The 23,187-nt window shown below is 49.1% G+C and carries 37 protein-coding genes; 1 reads left to right on the top strand and 36 read right to left on the bottom strand.

What is annotated here, in order from left to right:
* Positions 1-76: 76 nt before the first annotated feature.
* Entirely contained in the window at positions 77-907 is an 831-nt protein-coding gene (locus tag MKZ35_RS13210; protein ID WP_482513735.1) for a murein L,D-transpeptidase catalytic domain family protein, read from the bottom strand.
* Positions 908-1,387: 480 nt separating this feature from the next.
* On the opposite strand from MKZ35_RS13210, the gene hscA reads away from it, so the two are divergent.
* Positions 1,388-3,292: a Fe-S protein assembly chaperone HscA gene (gene hscA, locus MKZ35_RS13215; RefSeq protein WP_482513736.1), complete on the top strand. Its 1,905-nt coding sequence runs from the start codon at positions 1,388-1,390 to the stop codon at positions 3,290-3,292.
* A gap of 2 nt (positions 3,293-3,294) precedes the next feature.
* Here hscA and MKZ35_RS13220 read toward each other — a convergent pair whose 3' ends face one another.
* From MKZ35_RS13220 to MKZ35_RS13390, 35 genes are all read right to left on the bottom strand, one after another.
* Complete coding sequence (locus MKZ35_RS13220) at positions 3,295-3,765, bottom strand: hypothetical protein (RefSeq protein ID WP_482513737.1); 471 nt, start codon at positions 3,763-3,765, stop codon at positions 3,295-3,297.
* A complete protein-coding gene (locus tag MKZ35_RS13225) occupies positions 3,765-4,142 on the bottom strand; it encodes an FtsB family cell division protein (RefSeq protein ID WP_482513738.1) in 378 nt (125 codons plus the stop codon). The genes MKZ35_RS13220 and MKZ35_RS13225 overlap by 1 nt, the downstream gene beginning before the upstream one ends.
* Before the next feature lie 36 nt (positions 4,143-4,178).
* The gene (gene eno, locus MKZ35_RS13230) at positions 4,179-5,450 is read right to left on the bottom strand and encodes a phosphopyruvate hydratase (RefSeq protein WP_482513739.1); all 1,272 of its coding nucleotides are present in this window, start codon (positions 5,448-5,450) and stop codon (positions 4,179-4,181) included.
* 204 nt (positions 5,451-5,654) lie between these two features.
* Positions 5,655-6,197, bottom strand: coding sequence for a 50S ribosomal protein L17 (rplQ, locus tag MKZ35_RS13235; protein WP_482513740.1), 543 nt, complete (start codon positions 6,195-6,197; stop codon positions 5,655-5,657).
* 249 nt (positions 6,198-6,446) lie between these two features.
* Positions 6,447-7,436 (bottom strand): DNA-directed RNA polymerase subunit alpha, encoded by a 990-nt coding sequence (locus tag MKZ35_RS13240; RefSeq protein WP_482513741.1) that lies wholly within the window; start codon positions 7,434-7,436, stop codon positions 6,447-6,449.
* A gap of 53 nt (positions 7,437-7,489) precedes the next feature.
* Positions 7,490-8,095 (bottom strand): 30S ribosomal protein S4, encoded by a 606-nt coding sequence (gene rpsD / locus MKZ35_RS13245; RefSeq protein ID WP_166073293.1) that lies wholly within the window; start codon positions 8,093-8,095, stop codon positions 7,490-7,492.
* 143 nt (positions 8,096-8,238) lie between these two features.
* The gene (rpsK, locus tag MKZ35_RS13250; protein ID WP_084446069.1) at positions 8,239-8,631 is read right to left on the bottom strand and encodes a 30S ribosomal protein S11; all 393 of its coding nucleotides are present in this window, start codon (positions 8,629-8,631) and stop codon (positions 8,239-8,241) included.
* A 75-nt stretch (positions 8,632-8,706) separates the two neighbouring features.
* Positions 8,707-9,084, bottom strand: coding sequence for a 30S ribosomal protein S13 (gene rpsM / locus MKZ35_RS13255; protein WP_482513742.1), 378 nt, complete (start codon positions 9,082-9,084; stop codon positions 8,707-8,709).
* Positions 9,085-9,106: 22 nt separating this feature from the next.
* Positions 9,107-9,223, bottom strand: a complete 117-nt coding sequence (gene rpmJ, locus MKZ35_RS13260; RefSeq protein WP_071890035.1) for a 50S ribosomal protein L36 — start codon at positions 9,221-9,223, stop codon at positions 9,107-9,109.
* A gap of 12 nt (positions 9,224-9,235) precedes the next feature.
* Positions 9,236-9,454, bottom strand: coding sequence for a translation initiation factor IF-1 (gene infA, locus MKZ35_RS13265; protein WP_086592757.1), 219 nt, complete (start codon positions 9,452-9,454; stop codon positions 9,236-9,238).
* Positions 9,455-9,458: 4 nt separating this feature from the next.
* On the bottom strand, positions 9,459-10,229 hold the full coding sequence (map, locus tag MKZ35_RS13270; protein ID WP_482513743.1) for a type I methionyl aminopeptidase: 771 nt from the start codon (positions 10,227-10,229) through the stop codon (positions 9,459-9,461).
* A gap of 3 nt (positions 10,230-10,232) precedes the next feature.
* On the bottom strand, positions 10,233-11,549 hold the full coding sequence (gene secY / locus MKZ35_RS13275) for a preprotein translocase subunit SecY (protein ID WP_482513744.1): 1,317 nt from the start codon (positions 11,547-11,549) through the stop codon (positions 10,233-10,235).
* A gap of 13 nt (positions 11,550-11,562) precedes the next feature.
* Positions 11,563-12,009 carry a 50S ribosomal protein L15 gene (gene rplO, locus MKZ35_RS13280; RefSeq protein WP_482513745.1) on the bottom strand — a complete coding sequence of 149 codons (447 nt, stop codon included), beginning with the start codon at positions 12,007-12,009 and terminating at the stop codon, positions 11,563-11,565.
* Positions 12,010-12,022: 13 nt separating this feature from the next.
* A complete protein-coding gene (gene rpmD, locus MKZ35_RS13285) occupies positions 12,023-12,202 on the bottom strand; it encodes a 50S ribosomal protein L30 (protein ID WP_187309875.1) in 180 nt (59 codons plus the stop codon).
* Between the two features lie 5 nt (positions 12,203-12,207).
* Entirely contained in the window at positions 12,208-12,804 is a 597-nt protein-coding gene (gene rpsE / locus MKZ35_RS13290) for a 30S ribosomal protein S5 (protein ID WP_482513746.1), read from the bottom strand.
* 6 nt (positions 12,805-12,810) lie between these two features.
* Positions 12,811-13,164: a 50S ribosomal protein L18 gene (gene rplR / locus MKZ35_RS13295; protein ID WP_482513747.1), complete on the bottom strand. Its 354-nt coding sequence runs from the start codon at positions 13,162-13,164 to the stop codon at positions 12,811-12,813.
* A 9-nt stretch (positions 13,165-13,173) separates the two neighbouring features.
* Complete coding sequence (gene rplF, locus MKZ35_RS13300; RefSeq protein ID WP_482513748.1) at positions 13,174-13,728, bottom strand: 50S ribosomal protein L6; 555 nt, start codon at positions 13,726-13,728, stop codon at positions 13,174-13,176.
* Between the two features lie 18 nt (positions 13,729-13,746).
* On the bottom strand, positions 13,747-14,145 hold the full coding sequence (gene rpsH, locus MKZ35_RS13305; protein WP_482513749.1) for a 30S ribosomal protein S8: 399 nt from the start codon (positions 14,143-14,145) through the stop codon (positions 13,747-13,749).
* 201 nt (positions 14,146-14,346) lie between these two features.
* Positions 14,347-14,616: a 30S ribosomal protein S14 gene (gene rpsN / locus MKZ35_RS13310; protein WP_084446035.1), complete on the bottom strand. Its 270-nt coding sequence runs from the start codon at positions 14,614-14,616 to the stop codon at positions 14,347-14,349.
* Positions 14,609-15,169 carry a 50S ribosomal protein L5 gene (gene rplE / locus MKZ35_RS13315; RefSeq protein ID WP_133271662.1) on the bottom strand — a complete coding sequence of 187 codons (561 nt, stop codon included), beginning with the start codon at positions 15,167-15,169 and terminating at the stop codon, positions 14,609-14,611. Before rplE ends, rpsN begins: the two co-directional genes overlap by 8 nt.
* A 15-nt stretch (positions 15,170-15,184) precedes the next feature.
* Complete coding sequence (gene rplX, locus MKZ35_RS13320) at positions 15,185-15,487, bottom strand: 50S ribosomal protein L24 (protein ID WP_482513750.1); 303 nt, start codon at positions 15,485-15,487, stop codon at positions 15,185-15,187.
* 12 nt (positions 15,488-15,499) lie between these two features.
* Positions 15,500-15,868, bottom strand: coding sequence for a 50S ribosomal protein L14 (gene rplN, locus MKZ35_RS13325; RefSeq protein ID WP_084446026.1), 369 nt, complete (start codon positions 15,866-15,868; stop codon positions 15,500-15,502).
* Position 15,869: 1 nt separating this feature from the next.
* On the bottom strand, positions 15,870-16,160 hold the full coding sequence (rpsQ, locus tag MKZ35_RS13330) for a 30S ribosomal protein S17 (protein WP_084446023.1): 291 nt from the start codon (positions 16,158-16,160) through the stop codon (positions 15,870-15,872).
* A gap of 2 nt (positions 16,161-16,162) precedes the next feature.
* A complete protein-coding gene (gene rpmC, locus MKZ35_RS13335; RefSeq protein ID WP_084446020.1) occupies positions 16,163-16,375 on the bottom strand; it encodes a 50S ribosomal protein L29 in 213 nt (70 codons plus the stop codon).
* A 4-nt stretch (positions 16,376-16,379) separates the two neighbouring features.
* Positions 16,380-16,802 carry a 50S ribosomal protein L16 gene (gene rplP / locus MKZ35_RS13340; protein WP_084446017.1) on the bottom strand — a complete coding sequence of 141 codons (423 nt, stop codon included), beginning with the start codon at positions 16,800-16,802 and terminating at the stop codon, positions 16,380-16,382.
* A 38-nt stretch (positions 16,803-16,840) separates the two neighbouring features.
* A complete protein-coding gene (rpsC, locus tag MKZ35_RS13345) occupies positions 16,841-17,734 on the bottom strand; it encodes a 30S ribosomal protein S3 (RefSeq protein WP_482513751.1) in 894 nt (297 codons plus the stop codon).
* A 5-nt stretch (positions 17,735-17,739) separates the two neighbouring features.
* Positions 17,740-18,219 carry a 50S ribosomal protein L22 gene (rplV, locus tag MKZ35_RS13350; protein ID WP_482513752.1) on the bottom strand — a complete coding sequence of 160 codons (480 nt, stop codon included), beginning with the start codon at positions 18,217-18,219 and terminating at the stop codon, positions 17,740-17,742.
* Between the two features lies 1 nt (position 18,220).
* Positions 18,221-18,499: a 30S ribosomal protein S19 gene (gene rpsS / locus MKZ35_RS13355; protein WP_133271658.1), complete on the bottom strand. Its 279-nt coding sequence runs from the start codon at positions 18,497-18,499 to the stop codon at positions 18,221-18,223.
* 3 nt (positions 18,500-18,502) lie between these two features.
* Positions 18,503-19,330, bottom strand: coding sequence for a 50S ribosomal protein L2 (rplB, locus tag MKZ35_RS13360; RefSeq protein ID WP_482513753.1), 828 nt, complete (start codon positions 19,328-19,330; stop codon positions 18,503-18,505).
* Positions 19,331-19,364: 34 nt separating this feature from the next.
* Positions 19,365-19,652 carry a 50S ribosomal protein L23 gene (gene rplW / locus MKZ35_RS13365; RefSeq protein WP_482513754.1) on the bottom strand — a complete coding sequence of 96 codons (288 nt, stop codon included), beginning with the start codon at positions 19,650-19,652 and terminating at the stop codon, positions 19,365-19,367.
* Positions 19,652-20,290: a 50S ribosomal protein L4 gene (gene rplD, locus MKZ35_RS13370; protein ID WP_482513755.1), complete on the bottom strand. Its 639-nt coding sequence runs from the start codon at positions 20,288-20,290 to the stop codon at positions 19,652-19,654. The genes rplW and rplD overlap by 1 nt, the downstream gene beginning before the upstream one ends.
* A gap of 6 nt (positions 20,291-20,296) precedes the next feature.
* Positions 20,297-20,917 (bottom strand): 50S ribosomal protein L3, encoded by a 621-nt coding sequence (gene rplC, locus MKZ35_RS13375; RefSeq protein WP_133271654.1) that lies wholly within the window; start codon positions 20,915-20,917, stop codon positions 20,297-20,299.
* A gap of 186 nt (positions 20,918-21,103) precedes the next feature.
* Positions 21,104-22,381 carry an O-antigen ligase family protein gene (locus MKZ35_RS13380; protein ID WP_482513756.1) on the bottom strand — a complete coding sequence of 426 codons (1,278 nt, stop codon included), beginning with the start codon at positions 22,379-22,381 and terminating at the stop codon, positions 21,104-21,106.
* Between the two features lie 122 nt (positions 22,382-22,503).
* Positions 22,504-22,809 (bottom strand): 30S ribosomal protein S10, encoded by a 306-nt coding sequence (gene rpsJ, locus MKZ35_RS13385; RefSeq protein ID WP_084445992.1) that lies wholly within the window; start codon positions 22,807-22,809, stop codon positions 22,504-22,506.
* Between the two features lie 21 nt (positions 22,810-22,830).
* Positions 22,831-23,187: a hypothetical protein gene (locus MKZ35_RS13390; RefSeq protein ID WP_482514747.1), complete on the bottom strand. Its 357-nt coding sequence runs from the start codon at positions 23,185-23,187 to the stop codon at positions 22,831-22,833.

Below are 23,187 nucleotides of genomic sequence, written 5' to 3' on the forward strand. Positions count from 1 at the left end.
CGCGGAACGGATTTTCGCGCTACGAAAAAGCCCCCAGAACTAATTCTGGGGGCTTTTTACTATCTATTAATTAACCTTAAATCATCTGATTAGCGCTAACCAGCGTCGATAAAGCTACGTCTTGGTTCAGATACTTTGAAGAGTAATTTGTGTCCGAACCGTTCAGGAACAAACAGGTTTTGCCGCCTACTTCATCAATAATCTGGGCGTATTGATCCATGGGCAGAGCGGGGCAACCGAGGCTGCGGCCCAAACGGCCATACTGACGAACGAACTCCTCGCTCACATAATCAGCGCCGTGCATTACTACGGAGCGAGCCAGGGCGTTGCTATTATAGCCTTCATCCACGCCCTCAAGCTTGAGCGAACGACCATGTTTGCCGATATACTCATCCTGAGTTACATAGAAGCCCAAACTGCTCATATTCGACTCATTCTCATTGGAGAAAGTGTTGGTCAGGTTTTCACCCGAGTTGCGGCCGTGAGCCACGAGCGTGTGAAACTTCACCTCTTTTTTATCAAGGTCTAGCACCCACAAACGCTTCTCCGTAGAAGGCTTTTCGAAGTCGACAACGGTCAAAAGCTGCTTGTCGCCGAGCTTGTTTTCATTACGCAGGTTGAGGTAGCCAGTCATGGCCCTCTCAAATACTTCGAAGCGTAAACCCTGCTGCTCCACGTTCAGGTCGCGGTACAGATCGTGCATCCGCTGATCGAAAAAAGCAGCGTCCATTTCCTTTCCTGTCGGCATCTTCACCTCTACACCCTTCGCACTAGCCATAGTGCTTTTGATGGGTGTAGCCAATGGTGTGGCCATAAACAGCGAAGCCATAAAGGGCAGCATACGCCGAACTACTCGACGGGCACGGCGCTTCACACGCTGACGATGTACTACACTGGTCTTCTCCATCTGCTTGGGTCTTTAGGATGAGTAACTTAGCTAAGCGGAGCTTACCTTCATCACACGAAAGCTTTTATACGCAAAGCCCTACGAAACGATATAGCTATTTGAAATTGCCAGGAGTTGCTTTAACGTCCTGAGGGCATTTTTGATTCCTTTAAGGCCTCGCGTTCGTACCGACATAACAGATTACCAGCCGCTTTTTTAGCCTTCAGACACCAACGGCGAGTAGGCTGTTACGTGTGTTATGTCAGTCTGTATTACTAGCATAAGTTAAGTGAACTACTTCAAAAAACAACGTTTAGAGAATGTAAAACGCGCATTATAGCTGCTTAAGGCTGCATAGCCACTTTCAATGAATCTTTTTTTGTCTCTGCCTTGATTATGCACCTCTTCCTCGCTGGAGGCGTAAACAAAGGCTGCCCACATTTCTTATCTACTTTTGTTGCTCCAAAGCGGTTCTGATTATTTGCTAGCTGCAAATTCGCTTTGCTCATCTACCGCTTCGGCGCGTCGTCCTTCGCATTTATGGCTAAAGTAGCAATCAACCTCTCGACCGGGAGTATTCAGCAGGAAGAAATCATCGTGGGCATCGATCTGGGTACCACGAACAGCTTAGTGGCCTATATTCACCCCGAAGGCCGGCAGCCAGTGGCCATCAACGATCAGGGCCGCGGTACCATTGTGCCTAGCGTGGTCCACTTCCCCGCCGATGATGACCCTATTGTAGGTACCGATGCCAAGCAATATCTCCTCACCGATCCGCAAAACACGATTTACTCTGTAAAGCGCCTGCTGGGCAAATCGTACCGCGACTTAGGTGAGCATGCCGGGCAGCTGGGCTATAAAATTATTGATGATAATACGGAAGGATTGGTCAAAATCCGCGTTGGGGGGCATTTTTACTCACCTATTGAGCTTTCAGCTGAGATCTTAAAGGAGCTGCGGACCCGTGCGGAGCACGCGCTCAAAACGCCCGTAAATAAGGCTGTTATTACCGTGCCTGCTTACTTCAACGACTCGCAACGTCAGGCTACCCGCGACGCTGGCCGCCTGGCCGGGTTGGAAGTGCTGCGCATCGTGAACGAGCCTACCGCTGCCGCATTGGCCTACGGTATTGGCTTATCGCCCGATGAAGAGAAGATAGTAGCCGTGTATGATCTTGGTGGCGGCACCTTCGATATCAGCATTCTGCGCATTCAGCAGGGAATATTCGAGGTACTCAGCACTAATGGCGACACGTACCTTGGCGGCGACGACTTCGACCGCTTAGTGAGTGAGCATTGGATTCAGCGGTACAACCTAACCAGCCAGCTCGCTGCGGCTACTGATGGTCAGCTACAGCAACAGCTCCGACTAACTGCCGAGCAAGCCAAAAAGCACTTAAGCCAGCACGACAAATTTACCGCCGATCTGCCCGGTGCTGGTCAGGTGAGCCTTACCAAAGCGGAGTTCGATGATTTAATCCGCCCCTTGATAGCTCGTACCATTAATGCCTGCCAGCAAGCCCTAACGGACGCCAAATTGCCCCCCAGCGCCCTCGACGCGGTGTTACTGGTAGGCGGCTCGACGCGTGTGCCCTTGGTATATGATACGGTGTCCGAATTCTTCCAACAGCCCGCCAACAGCTCCCTCAACCCCGATGAAGTAGTGGCCTTGGGAGCAGCTATTCAAGCGGACATATTAGGCGGCAACCGCCGCGATGTACTTCTGCTTGACGTGACGCCACTTACTCTAGGCATTGAAACTTTGGGCGGGCTCATGGATCCGATTATTCCCCGAAACTCTAAGATTCCGACGAAAGCCGGGCGTCAGTACACAACCAGCGTCGATGGCCAGGTAAATCTTAAGATTTCTGTTTACCAAGGGGAACGAGACTTAGTGAAGGAAAACCGTAAGCTGGCCGAATTTGACCTTCGGGGCATTCCCGCTATGCCCGCTGGTTTGCCCAAAGTGGATGTCAACTTTATTCTGAATGCCGACGGCATTTTGAAAGTAGAGGCGCTTGAGCTTCGCTCTAACACTCATCAAGCCGTCGAGATAAAGCCGCAGTATGGCCTCACAGATGAGCAAGTAGAGAAGATGCTCATGGATTCGCTTACTTACGCTCGTGAGGACGTGTCAGCCCGTATGGTAATCGAGGCCCGCACTGTGGCCGAGCAGATGATTTATCAGGTAGAGCGCTTCGTCGACAAAAACTCCCAGTATCTAACAGAGGACGAAATCACGCATACCGCCGCCTCGGTTCAGAACCTGAAAGATGCCCTGACTACCCAGGATAAGGACACAATTTTGAAAGCCGTAGATGAGTTAGAAAGCCTGACCAGCCCCTTTGCTGAGCGGGTAATGAACATTTCCATCAAGCAGGCCATGACCGGCAAGAAGATCGAGTAAGTTTATTTGCGCTTGCCCTGCGGGGCCGGAATCATGCCGAAGCTCAGAATACGCGTAGCTGTTGTATCCCGGAACGTAACGTCGAGCATGACGCGGGGCTGGGCTTGTAGGGTGTCGCTTTTAAACGAGAAGGCATAAAAGTAGCGAGGCATCGCTTCTTCGCCCAACCGTATGCCCAGCTTGTATAGCGCAATGGGTTGGCCGAAGTCTTTTCCTTGCTGATACAAGGGCCGGACCGCCTCTTTGAACCGCTTTTTAGAAACCGCTTTGCTTACCTCGGGTGCCAGCAGCTTGTACGCTGCATTGTTGTCGCCACGCAGCACGGCCAGCAAAAACTGACGAGCTATCTGTATTTGTGAAGGTTGGGCAGCTACTGGAAAACTAAGTAGTAGCAAGAGCGCCAAGCACACTAATTTGCCCCCCACGCGCCAAGCGCGCATTTGCTGGTGGCCATCAGTTAGTGGAGCCCGCATTACTCTTCTTCCTGCGGGACCAGTATGAACACATCCTCACCAGGACGCTTCATAATGTACCGTTCACGAGCGAATTTCTCCAGTAACTCCGGGCTGCTCAGTAGCTCCGTTCGCTCCTTCTTCACGGTTTCAATATTGGTCAAGTAGTACTCCTTCTCCGTTTGCAGTTCGCGCCACTTTTTGTACATATCGTACTGTTTGAATAGGTCGTTGGCGTCAAAAACGAACATCCATACCACGAAGCTTACTCCAGTGAGAAAGTAAAAACTACGTACGACGCGCGCTGCGGAAGCAAGAAAAACAGAAAAGCTCATAGGCTCAAATATACTAAAAACGGCACCACAGCCTATAGAGCCACGGTGCCGTTCTGTTATCATTTGCTAATCAATACGGGACTAGCGCAAGGTAGTAGGCTACATCTTGCGGCCCGGATAGTAGGCAATTTCACCTAGCTCCTCCTCAATACGGAGCAGTTGGTTGTACTTCGCCATCCGGTCGGAGCGCGAAGCCGAGCCGGTTTTGATCTGGCCCGTGTTCAGAGCCACTGCCAAGTCAGCAATGGTATTGTCCTCGGTTTCACCCGAACGGTGCGACATAATGCTCTTATAACCATTACGACGTCCAAGGTTGATAGCTGCAATTGTCTCGGTGAGCGTACCAATCTGGTTTACTTTGATGAGAATTGCATTGGCAATATTTTCGTCAATGCCCCGCTGCAAACGATCTACATTCGTTACAAACAAATCGTCGCCTACGAGCTGAATTTTGCCCCCCAGGCTCTCGGTATGCTGCTTCCAACCAGCCCAGTCGTCCTCATCCATTCCGTCTTCGATGCTCAGGATAGGATACTTGCTAACCCAGTCTGCCCAGTAGGAAACCATCTCCGAGGAAGTCAGCTTGTCGCCGGTGCTCTTCTTGAAGTGGTACACACCATTTTCGTAAAACTCGGAGGCAGCAGCATCCATCGCAATCATCACGTCCTCGCCCGGACGGTAGCCAGCTGTCTCGATAGCTTGCAACACCACCTTAATAGCGTCCTCATTGGACTTAATATTTGGAGCAAAACCACCCTCGTCGCCGACGTTGGTGCTCAAGCCCTGCTTCTTCAACACGTTTTTCAAGTGGTGAAATATCTCAGTGCCCCAGCGCAAGCCTTCCGAGAATGACTCTGCTCCAACGGGCATAATCATGAACTCCTGAAAGTCGATAGAATTATCGGCGTGTGAGCCGCCATTCAGGATGTTCATCATGGGCACGGGTAGCGTAGAGGCCCCGACGCCCCCGACGTAGCGGTAAAGCGGCATACCAGCCTCTTGTGCCGCTGCCCGGGCAATAGCCAAGGATACACCCAGAATAGCATTGGCACCGAGGTTAGCCTTGTTCGGCGTACCATCCAGTTCAATCATGACACGGTCGAGCAAGCTTTGCTCATATACCGAGAAGCCAATCAACTCCTCCGCTATCGTGCTATTAACGTTCTCTACGGCCTTGAGCACTCCCTTACCCATATACATCGACTTATCATCGTCGCGCAGCTCCACGGCCTCGTGTTTACCCGTGGAAGCCCCTGACGGCACAGCAGCACGGCCTACTATTCCGTTGTCTGTCGTCACATCTACTTCAACTGTTGGATTGCCGCGTGAATCAAAAATCTGCCGGGCGTGAATGGCGGAGATAATGCTCATGATGAAAGAGTGAAGGTTGAAAATGAAGCGAAAATCTGCTGTAATAAAAGCTTGTATCTGCCAAAAGGCGCAAGCAAGGTAAGAAATTAGCTTTAGAGGAAAGAGAGCTAGTAGCCACGAGGCAGAATTTGCCCCCCACAATTCCTAAAACAAAAAAGGAGCGTACCAGATGGCACGCCCCTTTTTGACTTGGACAACTTAAGGCTACGAAGCAGCTTCTTCGTCTTTGGCTTTCGCCTCATCACGAGTCTCGTCTTCCTGTACGGTCGTCGTAGGCGTGTCTTCAGGAGCGGCAGTAGCCACTACCGGAGCAGCAGTTGTGGCCGCGGCTTTAGACTCAGCTACTACTTCAGCCGATGACTCGCCTTCACCAGCCGTAGCCGACTTCTTGCGGCCACGTGAACGACGAGTCGTCGTCTTGGCTTCACCAGCATTCTTCGCTTCTAGCAACGTCTCGTTGTAATCAACTAACTCAATGATGCACAACTCAGCATTGTCACCCAAGCGGTTTTCGCTAAGCTTAATGATGCGAGTATAACCGCCCGGACGGGTAGCAATCTTAGCGGCTACATTACCGAAAAGCTCCTTTATGGATTCTTTGTCTTGCAGGGTTGAGAATACTGTGCGGCGAGCGTGCGTAGTGTCGCTCTTAGCTTTGGTCAGCAGAGGCTCGATAAACTTGCGCAGTGCTTTAGCTTTAGCTACTGTCGTTGATACGCGCTTATGCATAATCAACGAAGAAGCCATGTTGGACAGCATCGAGTTACGATGCGCGGCCGTACGGCCTAAGTGGTTAATTGTTTTACCGTGTCTCATTGTAATGTTGTGCGAATGCGGGGTGTATGTGCTTGCGTTGGGCGACCACGGCGGGCAGCTAGCACATGGCAACTACCTCATTAGAACCGCCCAACCTCGGGCACACTGAAATAAATTAAAAACAATGGCTGAATTGTCCAGGCACTAAGCCTTCGACAATTCAGCCATTGTTTAGAAATACTAGTCTTCGTCGAGCTTATACTTGCCCAGGTCCATACCAAAGTTCAGACCTTTTTCTTCTACAAGGTTCTCCAACTCAGTCAGCGACTTCTTACCAAAGTTGCGGAACTTCATCATGTCGCTCATATCCAACTGTACCAAGTCACCGAGCGTCTTAATGTCGGCAGCCTTGAGGCAGTTGTAAGCACGCACCGACAGATCCATGTCTGCCAATGGCGTCTTCAGAACCTTACGCATATGCAGTGTCTCTTCGTCTACAGTTTCCTCTTCTTCGGCTTTAGCCGTTTCAAAGGTCATTGTATTATCAGAGAACAACATGAAATGCTGAATCAGAATGTTAGCAGCACCCTTGAGGGCTTCTTCAGGATGAATAGAGCCGTCCGTCTGAATTTCAATGAGAAGCTTCTCATAGTCAGTCTTCTGCTCTACGCGAGTGTTCTCAATGCTATACTTCACATTCTTAATAGGTGTGAAGATGGCATCAATAGCAATTTGCCCGAATACCTGATCGGTAGGCTTATTTTCTTCGGCGGGTACATAGCCCCGGCCTTTCTGCACAGCTAGTTCGAACTCCAACTCAGTGTTGGCATCTACATGGCAGATAACCAAATCTGGATTCAATACCTGGAAGCCGTTGGTAAACTTATTGATATCACCAGCCGTGAATGTATCCTGACCTTTGATGCGGACGGTAATTTTGTCCTCAATAGCGTCGCTTACCTTCTTAAAGCGGACCATTTTCAGGTTCAGAATGATTTCGGACATATCCTCAATCACACCTTCAATAGTCATGAATTCGTGCAGCACGCTGGGCGTGCGAACCGATGTAACGGCATAGCCCTCCAGCGACGACAGCAGGATACGGCGCAAAGCATTGCCGATCGTGACGCCGTAGCCTTTCTCCAGCGGCTTGAATTCAAACGTTCCGTAAAAGTCATCGGATTTCTCCATCACAACTTTCTCCGGCATTTGAAAAGCTAAGATTGACATAAGTGGGGCTTTAAAAATACAACAAGGGAAAAACGAAGATTGCCAAAAGGCGATTACTTCGAGTAAAGCTCGACGATCAACTGCTCCTGGATCTTCTCCGGGATCAACTCACGTGAGGGGGCATTCGTGAATTTGCCCACCATTTCCTTGCCGTCCCACTCCAACCACGAGAAAGCGCGGGCATTACGAGCGCTCAAGCTGGTGGTGATAGTTTCTAGCGACTTTGACTTCTCACGAACACCAATAACGTCACCCGCACGTAGCTTGTACGAAGCGATGTTAACCACTTCGCCGTTCACAGTGATGTGCTTGTGCAACACTAACTGACGAGCAGCACGGCGGGTAGGAGCTACACCTAAGCGGTACACTGTATTGTCAAGCCGTGACTCCAACAGTGCCAACAGGTTGTCGCCAGTAATGCCAGGAAGGGCAGCAGCTTTATGGAAGAGGTTTTCGAATTGCTTCTCCAGTACACCGTACATGTACTTTACCTTTTGCTTCTCCATCAGCTGGATAGCATATTCCGACTGCTTCTTGCGGCGGCCACGACCATGCTGGCCGGGAGGGTAATTTTTCTTATTGAGCGCCTTGCTTGGACCGAAAATCGGCTCAGCGAAGCGACGGGCAATCTTGGTTTTAGGACCGGTATAACGTGCCATTTCGAGGATGTTGAGTTTTGCAGGGGTTGAACCGCGAATGTCGAGCCTCGCAGACGCGTTGCAACAGTTGCATACGCATCGGAAACCCGACACCAGGGGGCAAATTCGCAGACGTGTAGCCTACGCTTTGCCTGTTCAGTATATCAGACGCGACGACGCTTAGGCGGACGGCAGCCGTTGTGGGGCAGCGGTGTTACGTCGCGGATGGTAGTTACCTCAATGCCCACATTCTGGAGGGTACGGATAGCCGACTCACGACCTGAGCCTGGTCCTTTTACAAATACTTCGGCTTTGCGCATACCCAAATCATGAGCTACTTTGCCGCAATCCGTAGCTGCCATCTGAGCAGCATATGGAGTATTCTTCTTCGAGCCACGGAAGCCCATCTTACCAGCAGAGGCCCAGGATATAACCTGACCGTTGTTGTTGGTGATGGAGATGATGATGTTGTTGAAAGAAGCCTTGATATGAATCTGACCTACTTGCTCAACAACGACAACGCGCTTCTTGGCTTTGTCTTTTCTCTTTTGTGCCATTTAGTTATCGCAAAAAACGCGGAAGGTGTTGATGCCCGCTTAGTATCCTAAGCAAGTACCGATTTCCGCTACTGGTTATTTAGTAGCCTTCTTCTTGTTGGCAACAGTCTTACGCTTACCCTTACGAGTACGTGAGTTGTTCTTGGTGCGCTGGCCACGAACTGGCAGTCCCTTACGGTGACGCAATCCACGGTAGCTGCCAATATCCATCAGGCGCTTGATGTTGAGCTGCACTTCCGAGCGTAAAACACCCTCAGTCTTGTGCTGGGCGGCAATGATAGCACGGATTTCGCTGGCTTCAGCCTCCGTCCAGTCTTTAACCTTCTTATCTACAGAGATGCCGGCTTGGCCAAGAATCTTCTGGGATAAGGAACGGCCAATGCCAAAAATGTACGTGAGGGCGATTTCGCCGCGCTTGTTGTCCGGGATATCAACCCCTGCAATACGAGCCATATGCTTTTATAAAACGAATGGTTTAACCTTGACGCTGCTTATAGCGAGGGTTCTTTTTGTTAATGACGTAAAGTTTGCCTTTGCGGCGAATTACCTTACAGTCAACGCTGCGTTTCTTGACCGATGCTTTGACTTTCATGTCGTCAGTAAATTATTTGTAACGGTAAACAATGCGTCCCTTCGACAAGTCGTAGGGTGACATTTCCAGCTTCACCTTATCTCCCGGCAGAATTTTGATGTAGTGCATACGCATCTTCCCAGAAATATGAGCCACCAGTTGGTGACCGTTTTCCAACTCTACACGAAACATCGCATTAGAGAGTGCTTCTAGAATTACTCCGTCCTGCTCAATGGAGGATTGTTTGGCCATAAGGCTACTGTAAGGCTTTTTCTATGTACTCGAAGGAGGTTAAAATTTCCGCCTTGTCTTTTCTAACAACTACTGTATGCTCAAAATGCGCCGAGGGCTTTTTGTCTTTGGTACGGATGGTCCAACCATCTTTCTCTTGGACAACATGCTTTACACCTAAGTTAATCATTGGCTCAATCGCAATAACTAACCCCGTTTGCAACTTAAGCCCTGAACCACGTTTACCATAGTTAGGTACTTCAGGTCGCTCGTGTAGCTTCTTGCCTAAGCCATGACCAACTAACTCTCTGACAACTCCATAACCTTGTTTTTCAACAAAGCTCTGAATAGCGTGGCCGACATCACCCATTCGGTTACCGGCTATTGCTTGTTCAATACCAAGATATAAAGACTGTTTAGTATGAGCTAATAAGTCTAATACCTCAGACGTTACCTCCCCAATTGGGTAGGTGTAAGCACTGTCACTATGATAGCCATTGAGCAGTACACCACAGTCTACTGAAACAATGTCTCCACCTCTTAGAGCATAGTCACTGGGAAAACCATGTACTACAACGGAATTAGGCGAAATACAAAGGCTATAGGGAAAATCATTATAGCCTTTAAATGAGGGCTGCCCTCCATTGTCCCGGATGAACTCCTCCGCTCGCTTATCTAGCTTGCGGGTAGTTACTCCTTCTTTGATAAGGCTCGCGACTTCACCATGGGCCTGGGCTAAAACTTTCGCACTAGCCCGAATGAGTTCTATTTCTTCTTCGGTCTTGTAGACGATCATGACTTAAGAAGCCATCGCCACATTTTGCGATCTACCTCTAAGCTTACCCGTCTTCATCATGCCATCGTAGTGGCGCATAAGCAAGTAGCTTTCCACTTGATTCAGCGTATCTAAAACAACACCTACCATGATAATTAATGAGGTACCACCGTAGAAAGCTGAGAAAGGACGAGTTACGCCTGCTAACAATGCTAAAGCAGGAAAGATTGCAATTAGAGCAAGTGCAATTGCCCCAGGCAAAGTTATGCGAGTTAAGATCTCATCCATATGCTCAGATGTATCACGACCAGGCTTCACTCCAGGTACAAAGCCGCCGCTACGTTTCAAGTCGTCGGCAATCTGATTAGGATTTACACTGATAGCGGTGTAGAAATAAGTAAAGACAATAATCAGGGTAGCAAACACAAGGTTATACTGCCAAGAGGTATAGTCAGAAAATTTAACACCAATGTAGCTAGCAGTGTCGCTATCATTTTGCCAAATGGAGGCAACAATAGCTGGAACAAACATCAATGATTGAGCAAAGATGATTGGCATTACGCCAGCAGCATTAACCTTTAAAGGAATGAACTGGCGTTGAGCAGTAAGTTGTGTGGTACCACCTACCTGCTTTGCGTATTGTACTGGAATACGGCGAACTGCTTGAGTTAGCACAATGACTGCCATTACAACCAAGAAGAGCACGACCATCTCGATCAGAAAGATCAATGATCCACGCATACCCTTAGCTGCTGCTTCACCGATAATAGCTCCTGGGAATCGGGAAACGATACCGATCATGATGATCATGGAGATACCGTTACCAATGCCCTTATCGGTAATTTTCTCTCCAAGCCACATACAGAACAACGTTCCAGCCGTGATAATAATCATGGTGGAGATCGTAAAGAATGTGCCAGGCGATATGATGGCTTCAGGTGTTATGGTAGCGATAAAGCCGATCGACTGAGCCATCACTATCGGTATGGTCAGAATACGGGTGTATTGATTTATCTTCTTGCGACCTGACTCTCCTTCTTTTTGTAGCTTTTGAAAGTATGGAACTGCTATTGTTAGCAATTGCAGTACAATAGAAGCCGAGATATAAGGCATGATACCTAATGCAAAGATAGAAGCATTACTAAATGCCCCACCTAACAAGGTATCTAGGATTCCGAAGAGGCCTTCAGCTCCTTGCTTTAATCTGGTAGCATCTACCCCAGGCAGCACGACGAAAGAACCTAGTCGGTAGATGGCAATGAAAAAAAGCGTATTGAGAAGCCGCATACGCAGATCCTCAATCGCAAAAATATTCTTTATCGTCTCGATAAACTTCTTCATTGCCAGTCAGGCTTTATAAAGTCACTGCTTTGCCACCTGCCTTTTCAATCGCTTCAACAGCAGATTTAGAGAAAGCATGAGCATGCACTTCTACAGCTTGGGTGATTTCACCGCGGCCTAGAATCTTAATTTTTGCGTTCTTGGATACAAGGCCATTGGATACAAAATAAGCGACGTCCATAGTGGTTGCGCTGTTTTTCTCCATTAGGCTCTGAAGAGCATCAAGGTTAATTCCCTTGTACTCTACCCGATTGATGTTCGTGAAACCAAACTTAGGTACACGACGCTGCAAAGGCATCTGACCACCCTCAAAGCCTGACTTCTTAGAGTAGCCCGAACGTGACTTCTGCCCTTTATGACCACGAGTAGATGTACCACCGCGGCCTGAACCTGTACCGCGACCGATGCGCTTTTCGTTGCGCGTTGCGCCGACGGCAGGTTTTAGATTGCTGAGATTCATGTTGAGATACTTCTTAGAGTTCGGTTACTTCAATCAAGTGTTGCACTGCGGCTACCATACCAGCAATCTGGGGGGTATTTTCCTTTTCCGAGGTGCTACCGATTTTACCCAGACCCAAGGCCTGAACTGTACGCTTTTGACGCTCAGGGCGATCAATTACGCTTTTTATCAATTTGATTTTTATCTGCGCCATCTCTTCTAGCCGTTGAAAACTTGTTGGAGAGTAATACCGCGCTGCTGAGCAATCTGCATAGGATCGCGCATCTTCAATAAAGCATCAAAGGTAGCCTTTACCACGTTGTGGGGATTGGACGAACCTTTCGACTTAGCTAGCACGTCTTTGATACCTGCGCTTTCAAAAACTGCGCGCATAGCACCACCAGCAATTACTCCGGTACCGGCTGCTGCTGGTTGAACTAGAACGAAGCCACCTGAGTACTTACCCTCCATTACGTGAGGCACAGTATGCTTATATAGAGGCACTTTTACTAAGTTCTTCTTAGCGTCGTCAATACCTTTTGCAATAGCATCAGTTACCTCGTTAGCCTTACCAAGGCCAAAGCCTACAGTACCGTTACCATCACCTACTACTACAATAGCTGAAAAGCTGAAACGACGACCACCTTTCACCACTTTGGCTACTCGATTGATGGCTACTACTTTTTCCTTTAGGTCTGTGTCACCAGCACGAGGAGTTTGCTCCCGGTTACCGCCACGGTCATTACCGCCGCTACGACGATCGTTCCCGCCACGGTCATTGCCACCACCACGGTTGCTGTTGTTAAATTCTGCCATGATGATTTAGAAATTGAGGCCGCCTTCGCGGGCTCCTTCTGCCAATGATTTTACGCGGCCGTGGTAGAGGTAACCTGAACGGTCGAACACTACTTTGGTAATCCCTTTCTCCTGAGCGCGTGAGGCAATTTCTTTGCCTACAGCAGCAGCAGAAACTACTGGGGTAGCATCATCAGCCGTTGTTACGTGCTTATATGATACAGATACCAGCGTTTGACCAATGGTGTCATCAATAATTTGGGCATAAATACCCTTATTACTGCGAAACACCGACAAACGCGGCCGATCGGACGTGCCAGCCACCCGCGTACGAATGATGCGCTGGATCCGCTTTCTTCTTGATGCTTTATCGAAAGCCATAATGCGAAATTATTTCGAAGCTGTTTTACCAGCCTTGCGACGAATCTGCTCACCCACGAAGCGTACACCTTTGCCTTTGTAAGGCTCAACTTTACGCAACGAACGAATTTTTGCAGCTACTTGGCCTAACAGTTGCTTATCAATGCTAGTCAGAGTAACGATGGGGTTTTTACCTTTCTCTGTAAGAGCGGTAGCAGTTACCTCCTTGGGCAAGGCCAAGAAAATATTGTGCGAGTAACCTAAAGAGAGTTCCAGCGTAGTACCAGCCATTGCAGCCTTGTAACCTACACCTACCAACTCCAAACGCTCTGTATAGCCATCACTAACACCAACAACCATGTTGTTAATGAGAGAACGATACAAACCGTGCATAGCCTTATGGCGCTTCTGTTCGGTAGGGCGCTCTACTACCAGTTGACCATCAGCAGTAGAAACGGTGATGTCGCGGTCTACGGGAGTGGTCAAGGTCCCTTTCGGCCCCTTAACAGTTACTTCGTTTTCTTTGCTGATATCAATCTGCACGCTTGTGGGCAGGCTGATCGGCAGTTTACCAATGCGTGACATAGTTCTGTTTCCTCTCGCTTAGTAAACGTAGCACAGCACCTCGCCGCCCACGTTTTCGTTTTTGGCTTCTTTCTCCGTCATCACGCCTTTCGACGTGGATAGGATGGCTACCCCGAGACCGCTCAATACACGTGGCAGATTCTCCACATGCGCATATTTGCGCAGACCAGGCTTACTTACACGCTCCAGCTTCGTAATAGCCGGCTGCTTAGTAGCAGGGTTGTACTTGAGTGCAATCTTAATCGTGCCTTGTACCGACGAATCATCAAAGCGGTAGCTCTGAATGTAGCCCTTATGGTAGAGCACTTTCGTGATTTCCTTTTTGATTTTGCTAGCCGGTATTTCTACTACCCGGTGGTTTGCCTTGATGGCATTACGCACCCGAGTCAAATAATCGGCAATTGGATCTGTATTCATTTGATGTAGAATAGACACTCCTTTTTAGGGAGCGCAAAGATAAGAAAATTTCGCAGCTGCAGAAAGCAACAACGAAATTTTCAGTTAAGACTACTTGGCTCGGCCTTCAAAGCTCGGCCAATGGTTTCTTGGGTTACCCGTAAGAGGAGTAAAGAACAGCCAGTATACCAGTACTGGGGAGGTATGATGGCTGCACTTAAGCTACCAGCTAGACTTAGTAACTCCAGGGATCTTACCAGCTAGCGCCATCTCACGGAACGTAACGCGGCTAATGCCGAACTTACGCATGTAACCTCGAGGGCGACCGTTGATCTTGTCGCGGTTGTGAACACGTACTGGCGAAGCGTTGCGGGGCAACTTATCCAGACCTTCGTAATCGCCAGCAGCTTTAAGTGCTTTACGCTTCTCAGCATAACGAGCAACTGTAGCGATACGCTTTCTTTCTCTTGCTTTAACGGATTCCTTAGCCATTATTTTCTTTCTTGGCGTTAGTGAAGGGCATTCCGAAAGCCTTAAGCAGCTCATAGCTCTGCTCGTCGTTCTCGGCGGTTGTAACGAAGGTGATATCCATACCAGAAATCGACTTGATTTTGTCAATCGAAATTTCTGGGAAGATAATCTGCTCTTTGATGCCAAGGGTATAATTACCCCGGCCATCGAAGCCCTTATCGTTGATGCCTTTGAAGTCACGTACACGAGGTAGAGCAACCGTCAGCAGACGGTCCATAAACTCGTACATACGCTCACCGCGCAGGGTAACTTTAGCACCGATGGGCATGCCTTCACGGAGCTTAAAGTTAGATACCGAGCGCTTGGCAATGGTAGGAACAGCTTTCTGACCAGTGATAGTCGTCAGCTCGTCCACACCATTATCAACCAGTTTCTTGTCAGCTACAGCTGCACCGATACCACGGTTGATACAGATCTTAGTGATGCGTGGCACCTGCATAACGCTCTTGAACTGGAATTTCTCCTGGAGCGCAGGCACCACGTCTTTCTGATATATTTCTCTGAGTCGAGCCATTGTCGTAAAGCCAGGTTAGGCGTTTTGCTGGGGGGCATTTTTGCGTACCCTCTCACCCGTCTTAGGGTCAATGGGCTGCACGTTGCTCACATGAATGGGAGCTTCAATCTTGGTGATACCACCCTGTGGGTTTTTAGCGCTAGGCTTGTTATGCTTCGTCACTAGATTCAAACCCTCGATGATCACACGCTGTGAAGTGCGGTTTACCGACTTTATAGTGCCAGTCTTGCCACGCTCATCACCAGCAATTACCTTAACGGTATCACCAGTTTTCACGTGCAGTTGCACAGGCTTTTGGTCTTTTGCTTTCGTTGCCATTTGCTACTATGCTTATAGAACCTCTGGGGCCAGTGAAACAATCTTCATAAACTGGCGCTCACGCAACTCACGAGCCACAGGTCCGAAAATGCGGGTACCACGCGGTTCATCGTTATTATTGAGTAGTACGGCAGCGTTGTCGTCGAAACGAATGTAAGAACCGTCTTTGCGACGTACTTCTTTCTTCGTGCGAACGACAACCGCTCTCGACACAGTGCCTTTTTTAGCGTTGCCAGATGGGATAGCCGACTTGATCGAAACAACGATCTTATCGCCTACGCTAGCATATTTCTTACCGGTGCCCCCGAGGACACGGATACAGAGCACTTCTTTTGCGCCGCTATTATCAGCGACGGTCAGACGGGATTCTTGTTGTATCATCTTACTTGGCGCGCTCTACGATTTCCACTAACCTCCAACGCTTGTTCTTGCTTAGCGGCCGCGTGGACATAATCCGCACGGTATCGCCTTCACCACATTCGTTGTTTTCATCATGAGCCATGAACTTGGTAGTCTTGCTCACGAACTTGCCATAGATGGGGTGTTTCTGCTTTTCCTCTACCACTACTGTGATAGATTTATCCATTTTGGAGCTAGACACACGCCCAATAATCTCTTTGCGCATATTCCGCTCAATAGTAGCGGGAGTCTGCTGATCTGTGTTGGTTGCCATCGTTATTTAGCAGTTTGGTTTGCCTGCTCGTTCTCGCGGCGGGTCAACTCAGTCTTCAGACGAGCTACGTTCTTGCGGCTATGCTTCAGGCGAATCGGATTCTCTAGGGGAGAGATAGCGTGCGCGAAACGCAGCGACTGACCACTAGTCTGTTCGGTTTTGATCTGGTTCTTTAGCTCTTCTACTGAGAGAGCACGGATATCAGCGTTTTTCATCTTACTAGTTTTCTACGTAGTCGCGACGAACAACAAACTTGGTCTTCACGGGCAACTTTTGCGCCGCTAGACGCAGAGACTCCTGGGCTACCTCGAGCGGAACGCCGTCCGATTCGAACATGATAGTGCCGGGGTGTACAATGGCTACCCAATACTCTGGTGAGCCTTTACCTTTACCCATCCGCACTTCAGCAGGCTTCTTGGTAATAGGCTTGTCAGGGAAAATGCGGATCCAAACTTGACCTTCACGCTTCATAGCACGGGTCATAGCGATACGAGCCGCCTCAATCTGGCGAGCCGTAATCCACGCAGTTTCCAGCGACTTGATAGCGAATGAACCGAAGTCAATGGAGCTGCCGCGGTAGGCTAGGCCTGTTACGCGACCCTTTTGCATCTTGCGATACTTGGTCCTTTTCGGTTGTAACATGATTATCGAAAAATATAGATTCGAGAAATGAGAGAGGGCTAGCGACGAGGAGCACCACCGCCACCGCGGTTTTGCCCCCCAGCTCCACCAGCACCGCTGTTGCGACGTGGGCCTGCACCTTGACCTTGACCACCACGATTGTCACCGCCACGGTCGCCGCGGCTTTCGCCACCACGATCGTTACGGTCACGACGCGGGCCACGATCACCACCACGGTCGCCACGCTCACCACGTGGGCCACGGTCGTTGCCGCCACGGCTATCGGTACCCTGGTTAGCAGGCTGCTGGTTAGGCGACAAGTCGGGCTTGCCAAATACCTCGCCACGCATGATCCACACTTTGATGCCGATCTTACCGTACACAGTTTGGGCTTCTGACAAAGCATAATCAATGTCAGCGCGCAAGGTGTGCAGCGGAGTGCGACCTTCTTTGTACTGCTCCGAGCGAGCAATTTCAGCGCCGCCAAGACGACCACCACACTGCACTTTGATACCTTCGGCACCTACACGCATTGCAGCCTGAATAGCCTGCTTCATTGCGCGACGGAACGAGATACGAGCTTGTAGCTGCTGAGCAATGCTCTCACCTACCAACTTAGCATCAAGTTCTGGACGCTTAATTTCGAAGATGTTGATCTGAACGTCTTTGCTGGTAATCTGCTTTAGTTCGTCTTTAATCTTGTCAACTTCCTGACCGCCCTTACCGATTACTACACCTGGACGAGCCGTATTAATAGTAATGGTGATACGCTTCAGAGTACGCTCGATTACGATGCGGGAAATACCGCCTTTCGGAATACGAGCAAGAATGTATTTGCGGATTTTCTCGTCCTCTACTAGCTTGTCGGCGAAGTCCTTACCGCCGTACCAGTTCGAGTCCCATCCTTTGATGACACCTAAGCGGAAGCCAACCGGATTTACTTTCTGTCCCATAGTGCTTATGCGGTGGCTTCTGCCGTGTTTTCAGTAGTAGTTTTCTTGGTCGAGCTACGACGGGTGCGAGTAGCACCAGCTTTCGCTTCAGTCAGCTTTTGCTCGGAGGCTTGCTTAACAGCAGCTTTGCTGCCTAGCGGCTCAACCTTCGAATCAATTACCAACGTCACGTGGTTGCTGCGCTTGCGGATGCGGTGACCGCGACCCTGAGGAGCAGGACGCAGACGCTTCAACTGACGACCTTCATCAACGAATATCTCTTTGATGTACAGGTTAGCGTCTTCGATGCGCTCGTCTTCATTCTTCTGCTGCCAGTTGGACAAAGCCGAGAGAAGCAATTTCTCGATGCGTTCAGCACCTGAATTAGCTTCAAACTTTAGCAAGCCCAAGGCGCGGGTCACTTTCTGACCGCGGACCATATCGGCTACCAGACGCATCTTACGAGGCGAGGTAGGCACATTGCGGAGTTTAGCTGTTGCTTCCATCTTAGCGCTTGCCTTTATCTTTTTTGGCTACGTGGCCGCGGAAATTGCGCGTGGGCGCGAACTCACCGAGCTTGTGACCAACCATGTTTTCAGTCACGTACACGGGAATAAACTTGTTCCCATTGTGTACAGCGAAGGTGTGGCCTACGAAGTCCGGAGAAATCATCGAGCGGCGCGACCAAGTCTTCACCACTGATTTCTTGCCGGAATCTTCCATTGCCGTTACTTTCTTCTCGAGCCGGAAGTCAATGTACGGCCCTTTTTTTAGCGAACGTGCCATTGCTTACTTTTTGCCTTTACGGTTTACGATGAGTTGCTCGGAGTACTTATTCTTGTTGCGAGTCTTCTGACCCTTAGCGAAGATACCGTTACGGCTACGTGGGTGACCACCCGACGACTTACCTTCGCCACCACCCATTGGGTGATCGACTGGGTTCATAGCAACACCACGAACACGTGGACGACGACCCATCCAACGATTTCGACCGGCTTTGCCAAGACGCACATTCATATGGTCGCCATTCGAAACGGTACCAACCGTAGCCATGCAGGTAACGAGTACCATGCGCATCTCACCGGAGGGCAATTTCAATGTAGCATACTTGTCTTCACGAGCTACTAGCTGAGCATAAGTGCCAGCTGAGCGAGCGATTGCAGCACCGCCGCCGGGCATCAGTTCAATGTTATGAACGATGGTACCGAGAGGCATCTCGCGCAATACCAGTGCATTTCCTACCTCAGGAGCGACTCCAGGGCCAGCAATTATGGTAGTTCCTACTTCTAAGCCAGCAGGAGCGATAATGTACCGCTTCTCGCCATCGGCGTAGTTAAGTAGAGCAATGCGAGCTGTGCGGTTAGGATCGTACTCGATAGTCTTCACCGTGGCTGGAACACCAGCTTTGTCACGCTTGAAGTCGATGATACGATACTTCTGCTTGTGTCCACCACCGATGTAGCGGTTGGACATTTTACCCGAATTGTTTCGGCCACCGGATTTTTCCATGGGTGCCAACAACGATTTCTCCGGCGTCGACGTGGTTATCTCGTCGAAGGCCGGGGCGATGCGAAATCGTTGACCCGGTGATGTTGGTCTTAGTTTTTTGAGTGCCATTTTATCTTAAAATGCGCTTGCGAGTAAGCTCTCCTTATATACCGCTATAGAAGTCGATGACATCGCCTTCCTTCACAGTCACGATAGCCTTCTTCCCATGAGGACGACGGCCTGTTACGGCACCACCTTTCTGGAATTTAGACTTGATCTTGCCGTTAGTGCGGATCGTGCTAATGCCCGTTACCGTTACACCATACAATTGCTCGATCTCTTTTTTGATCTGAACTTTATTAGCCGTACGCTCTACTTCGAAAGCATACTGACCTTTTTCGTTCAGAGCCGTGGCCTTTTCGGTCACAATGGGTTTCTTCAACGTGCTCATTACTCAGCAGGGGTGTAAAGTTGTTCCAACGACTTCAGCCCGTCTTCCGACAGCAACAGCGTGTCCGTATTGAGCAGGTCGTGCGTATTCAGGCCGATAGGCGTAGCCACGGTCACTTTCTGAATGTTGCGCGCCGATAGCAGCACGTTCTTGTTGGCTTCGCCGGTCACGAGCAAGGTTTTCTTGCCGTTGTTCAGCTTCAAACCATTCAGAATCGAAAGGAAATCTTTCGTACGGGGGGCATTTAGCGTGATGGTTTCTACCAAAGCCACTTTGCCTTCTTGAGCTAAAGCGCTCAGAGCCGACAAACGAGCAACCCGCTTCGTCTTTTTATTTAGCTTGAAGCCATAATCACGGGGCTGGGGGCCAAATACGCGACCGCCACCAACAAACACCGGTGACTTCATGCTACCAGCACGGGCACCGCCCGTACCTTTTTGCTTCTTGATTTTCTTAGTGCTGCCTTGCACTTCGTGACGCTGCTTCGACTTGTGCGTGCCTTGGCGCTGATTGGCCAAGTATTGCTTCACGTCGAGGTACATCACGTGCTCATTCGGCTCTAGACCGAAGATTGCGTCAGATAGCGTAACCTTACGGCCCGTGTCTTCGCCTTTGATGTTATATACTGACAGTTCCATCTCGCGTTATTTTTCCAGGACCACGTAAGAATTCTTGGCGCCGGGAACCGAGCCGCTAACCAGAATCAGGTTTTTATCGGCTACAATGCGCATCACCTTCAAGTTCTGGATTTTCACACGGTCACCACCCATACGGCCACCCATGCGCATTCCTTTGAATACACGCGAAGGCCATGAGCAGGCACCGATAGAGCCAGGGTGACGAAGACGGTTATGCTGACCGTGGGTTTGACCACCCACACCAGCAAAGTTGTAACGCTTCACGACACCTTGGAAACCCTTACCTTTTGAGGTTCCTACTACGTCGACAAACTCGCCTTCCTCGAAGAGGTCAGCCTTGATTTCGGCACCGGCAGCGTACGTAGACTCTGCGTCGAGGCGGAACTCAACAAGTTTTTTCTTGGGAGTAGTACCGGCTTTGGCGAAGTGACCAGCCAGTGCTTTGGTGGTATTCTTGGCTTTTTTCTCGCCGTAACCGAGTTGAACAGCTGTGTAGCCGTCCTTTTCGATAGTCTTAACCTGCGTCACTACGCACGGACCCGCTTCGATGAGCGTGCAGGGAATATTTTTCCCGTCCGGAGTGAAGAGGCTTGTCATACCGATTTTTTTACCGATGATGCCAGGCATTCGTTTTTGGTTTAATTAGAAGACATAGAGAAAACGCCCGTATGACGTTTTCGTAATGGGAGTGCAAAGCTAGGGAATTTTAATGCTTTATTCAAACCACAGCCTAAAATATTTTTAGAGCAGCATTGCATCAGTGCTTAAAGCTATGGGCTCTCTATCAATCATTTCCGATTAATAGCTGCTGAGCTAGCTAGGCCTCCACCCTGCTTCTGGACGGGTAGGCGGCATTAAGCCATTTATTGGTAGTAATACGAATAGCAAAGTGAATAATAAGCCCACGTGATTTTTTTGATCAAGTGTATATTCTACTAAAAATGACAGTGAAATAACTAAGTATTGAGCGACCATTAAAGGCCTTACTTTAGTCCAGGCCCAATAAAATGGGTAGTAAAAACACACAATGAAGAGTAGGAGACCCAGTCCGCCAAAAGCTACTAAGTAGTAGAGAAACTGATTGTGTGGTAGTAGGTAAGCTGATGGCTCGATATCGGGGAAGTCAGCTTTGTAGTAGACTGCTACCTCATCCTGCATATCTGCTTTTCCTACTCCTATCAAAGGGTGAGTTTGCGCAATCCGAAGTCCGACCTTATAGGAATACACTCTACCTACCAACGAAAAGTTATTAGCTGAACTTACTTTTTCTACTCTGCTCACATCATCTTGAGTATTATAATACTTGTTGTGAAACGTGGGAAAGCACAGAAAGCTCAGCCATGGAAGTATTAGCAACACTCCTCCTACCCAGATTGCCTGCCTATAATTACGCTTTACCAGAAGCCAAAGTAGTGTTACGATACCCAGCACATTGAAAGCCACTAGCCCGCTTCTTACCGATAATAAGTATAAGTATAGAATTAAGAAGGTAGTAGCCAGCAACACCAATAACCGATGGCGTCCTATGACTGCATTCTTTGCTAAGAAAAGCCCCCCTGTAGCAATAGCCAAAGTGACCATTAGACTAAATCGAATGTAGTCTGGGACGGTCGGCATAATCTGGGACTGATAGTAGAGCTGATTTATTTCATCTGCATGCATTAGATAGTAGCCAGTACTCCCAAGTGCTGATACCACTACCAGATAGTAAAATAGTAAGTACACATATCGTAAGGCTCGTGAGGATAATGGAGGCAGAAGCCAGAAAGCTATGGGCAATATTAGAAATGGAAGCTGTTGAAATACATCCATCCAAAACGCTGCTCTATTTGCTTCACTCGTATTCAATCCCGCAATCAAGTGCAGAAAGAATACGCCAGTGAGTGCACTATAAACTCGCCATTGCTTCTTTTGCACAATCTGTTGATGCGCGACAAAATGCAATAAGGCTGTTAGTAACAAGCACAGCACACCTATACTAGAAACCTCAGGTAGGAAATCATTTGTAAAGAGACCAATAAGAATTAGCGCAATACTCGCTGTGGCTGCTAGTTCGGTACGGTCAGTAGTAAGAACGGAAGCTAAAGACACTATAGTGAAATGTGGTGAGCAGGTTACCTTCTTTATGTAATGATGCGACAAACCTACGCAGCAAAAAAAAGCCCCCCAGAAATAATCTGGGGGGCTTCTTTAATCATTGAAGAAATTAGTCCTCAAACTTTAATTTCTACGTCTACACCGCTGGGCAACTCAAGCTTCATTAGGGCGTCTACCGTCTTCGACGAAGTTGAGTAGATGTCCACAAGGCGCTTGTATGTGCAAAGCTGAAATTGCTCACGCGACTTCTTGTTCACGTGGGGTGAACGAAGAACGGTGAACTTCTCTTTTTTAGTGGGCAACGGAATTGGGCCGCTTACAATAGCGCCCGTAGCCTTCACCGCTTTCACGATCTTCTCGGACGACTTGTCTACGAGGTTATGATCGTAGGACTTGAGTTTAATGCGAATTTTCTGGTTCATGTCTTAAGTCTTGAAAGCGAATTAGCGAACAGCGTGACCTTTGGCTTTAGCAACAATGCCTTCAGCTAGGTTATTTGGTACCTGCTCATAGTGCGAGAAGGTCAGCGAAGCGGAAGCACGACCTGAAGAGATGGTACGCAAGTCAGTTACATAACCGAACAGCTCCGACAGAGGCACGTCGGCCTTGATGAGCTGGGCACCAGCTTTGGTGTCCATACCTTTCATTATACCCCGACGACGGTTCAGGTCACCAGTTACGGGACCGGTGTACTCGTCTGGGCAAACAACCTCGACAGCCATGATAGGTTCAAGGATCTTAGGGCCGGCCTGACGAGCAGCCTCACGGAAACCACCACGGGCAGCCAATTCAAACGACAA

It is taken from the genome of Hymenobacter sp. R533113, from assembly GCF_056835965.1.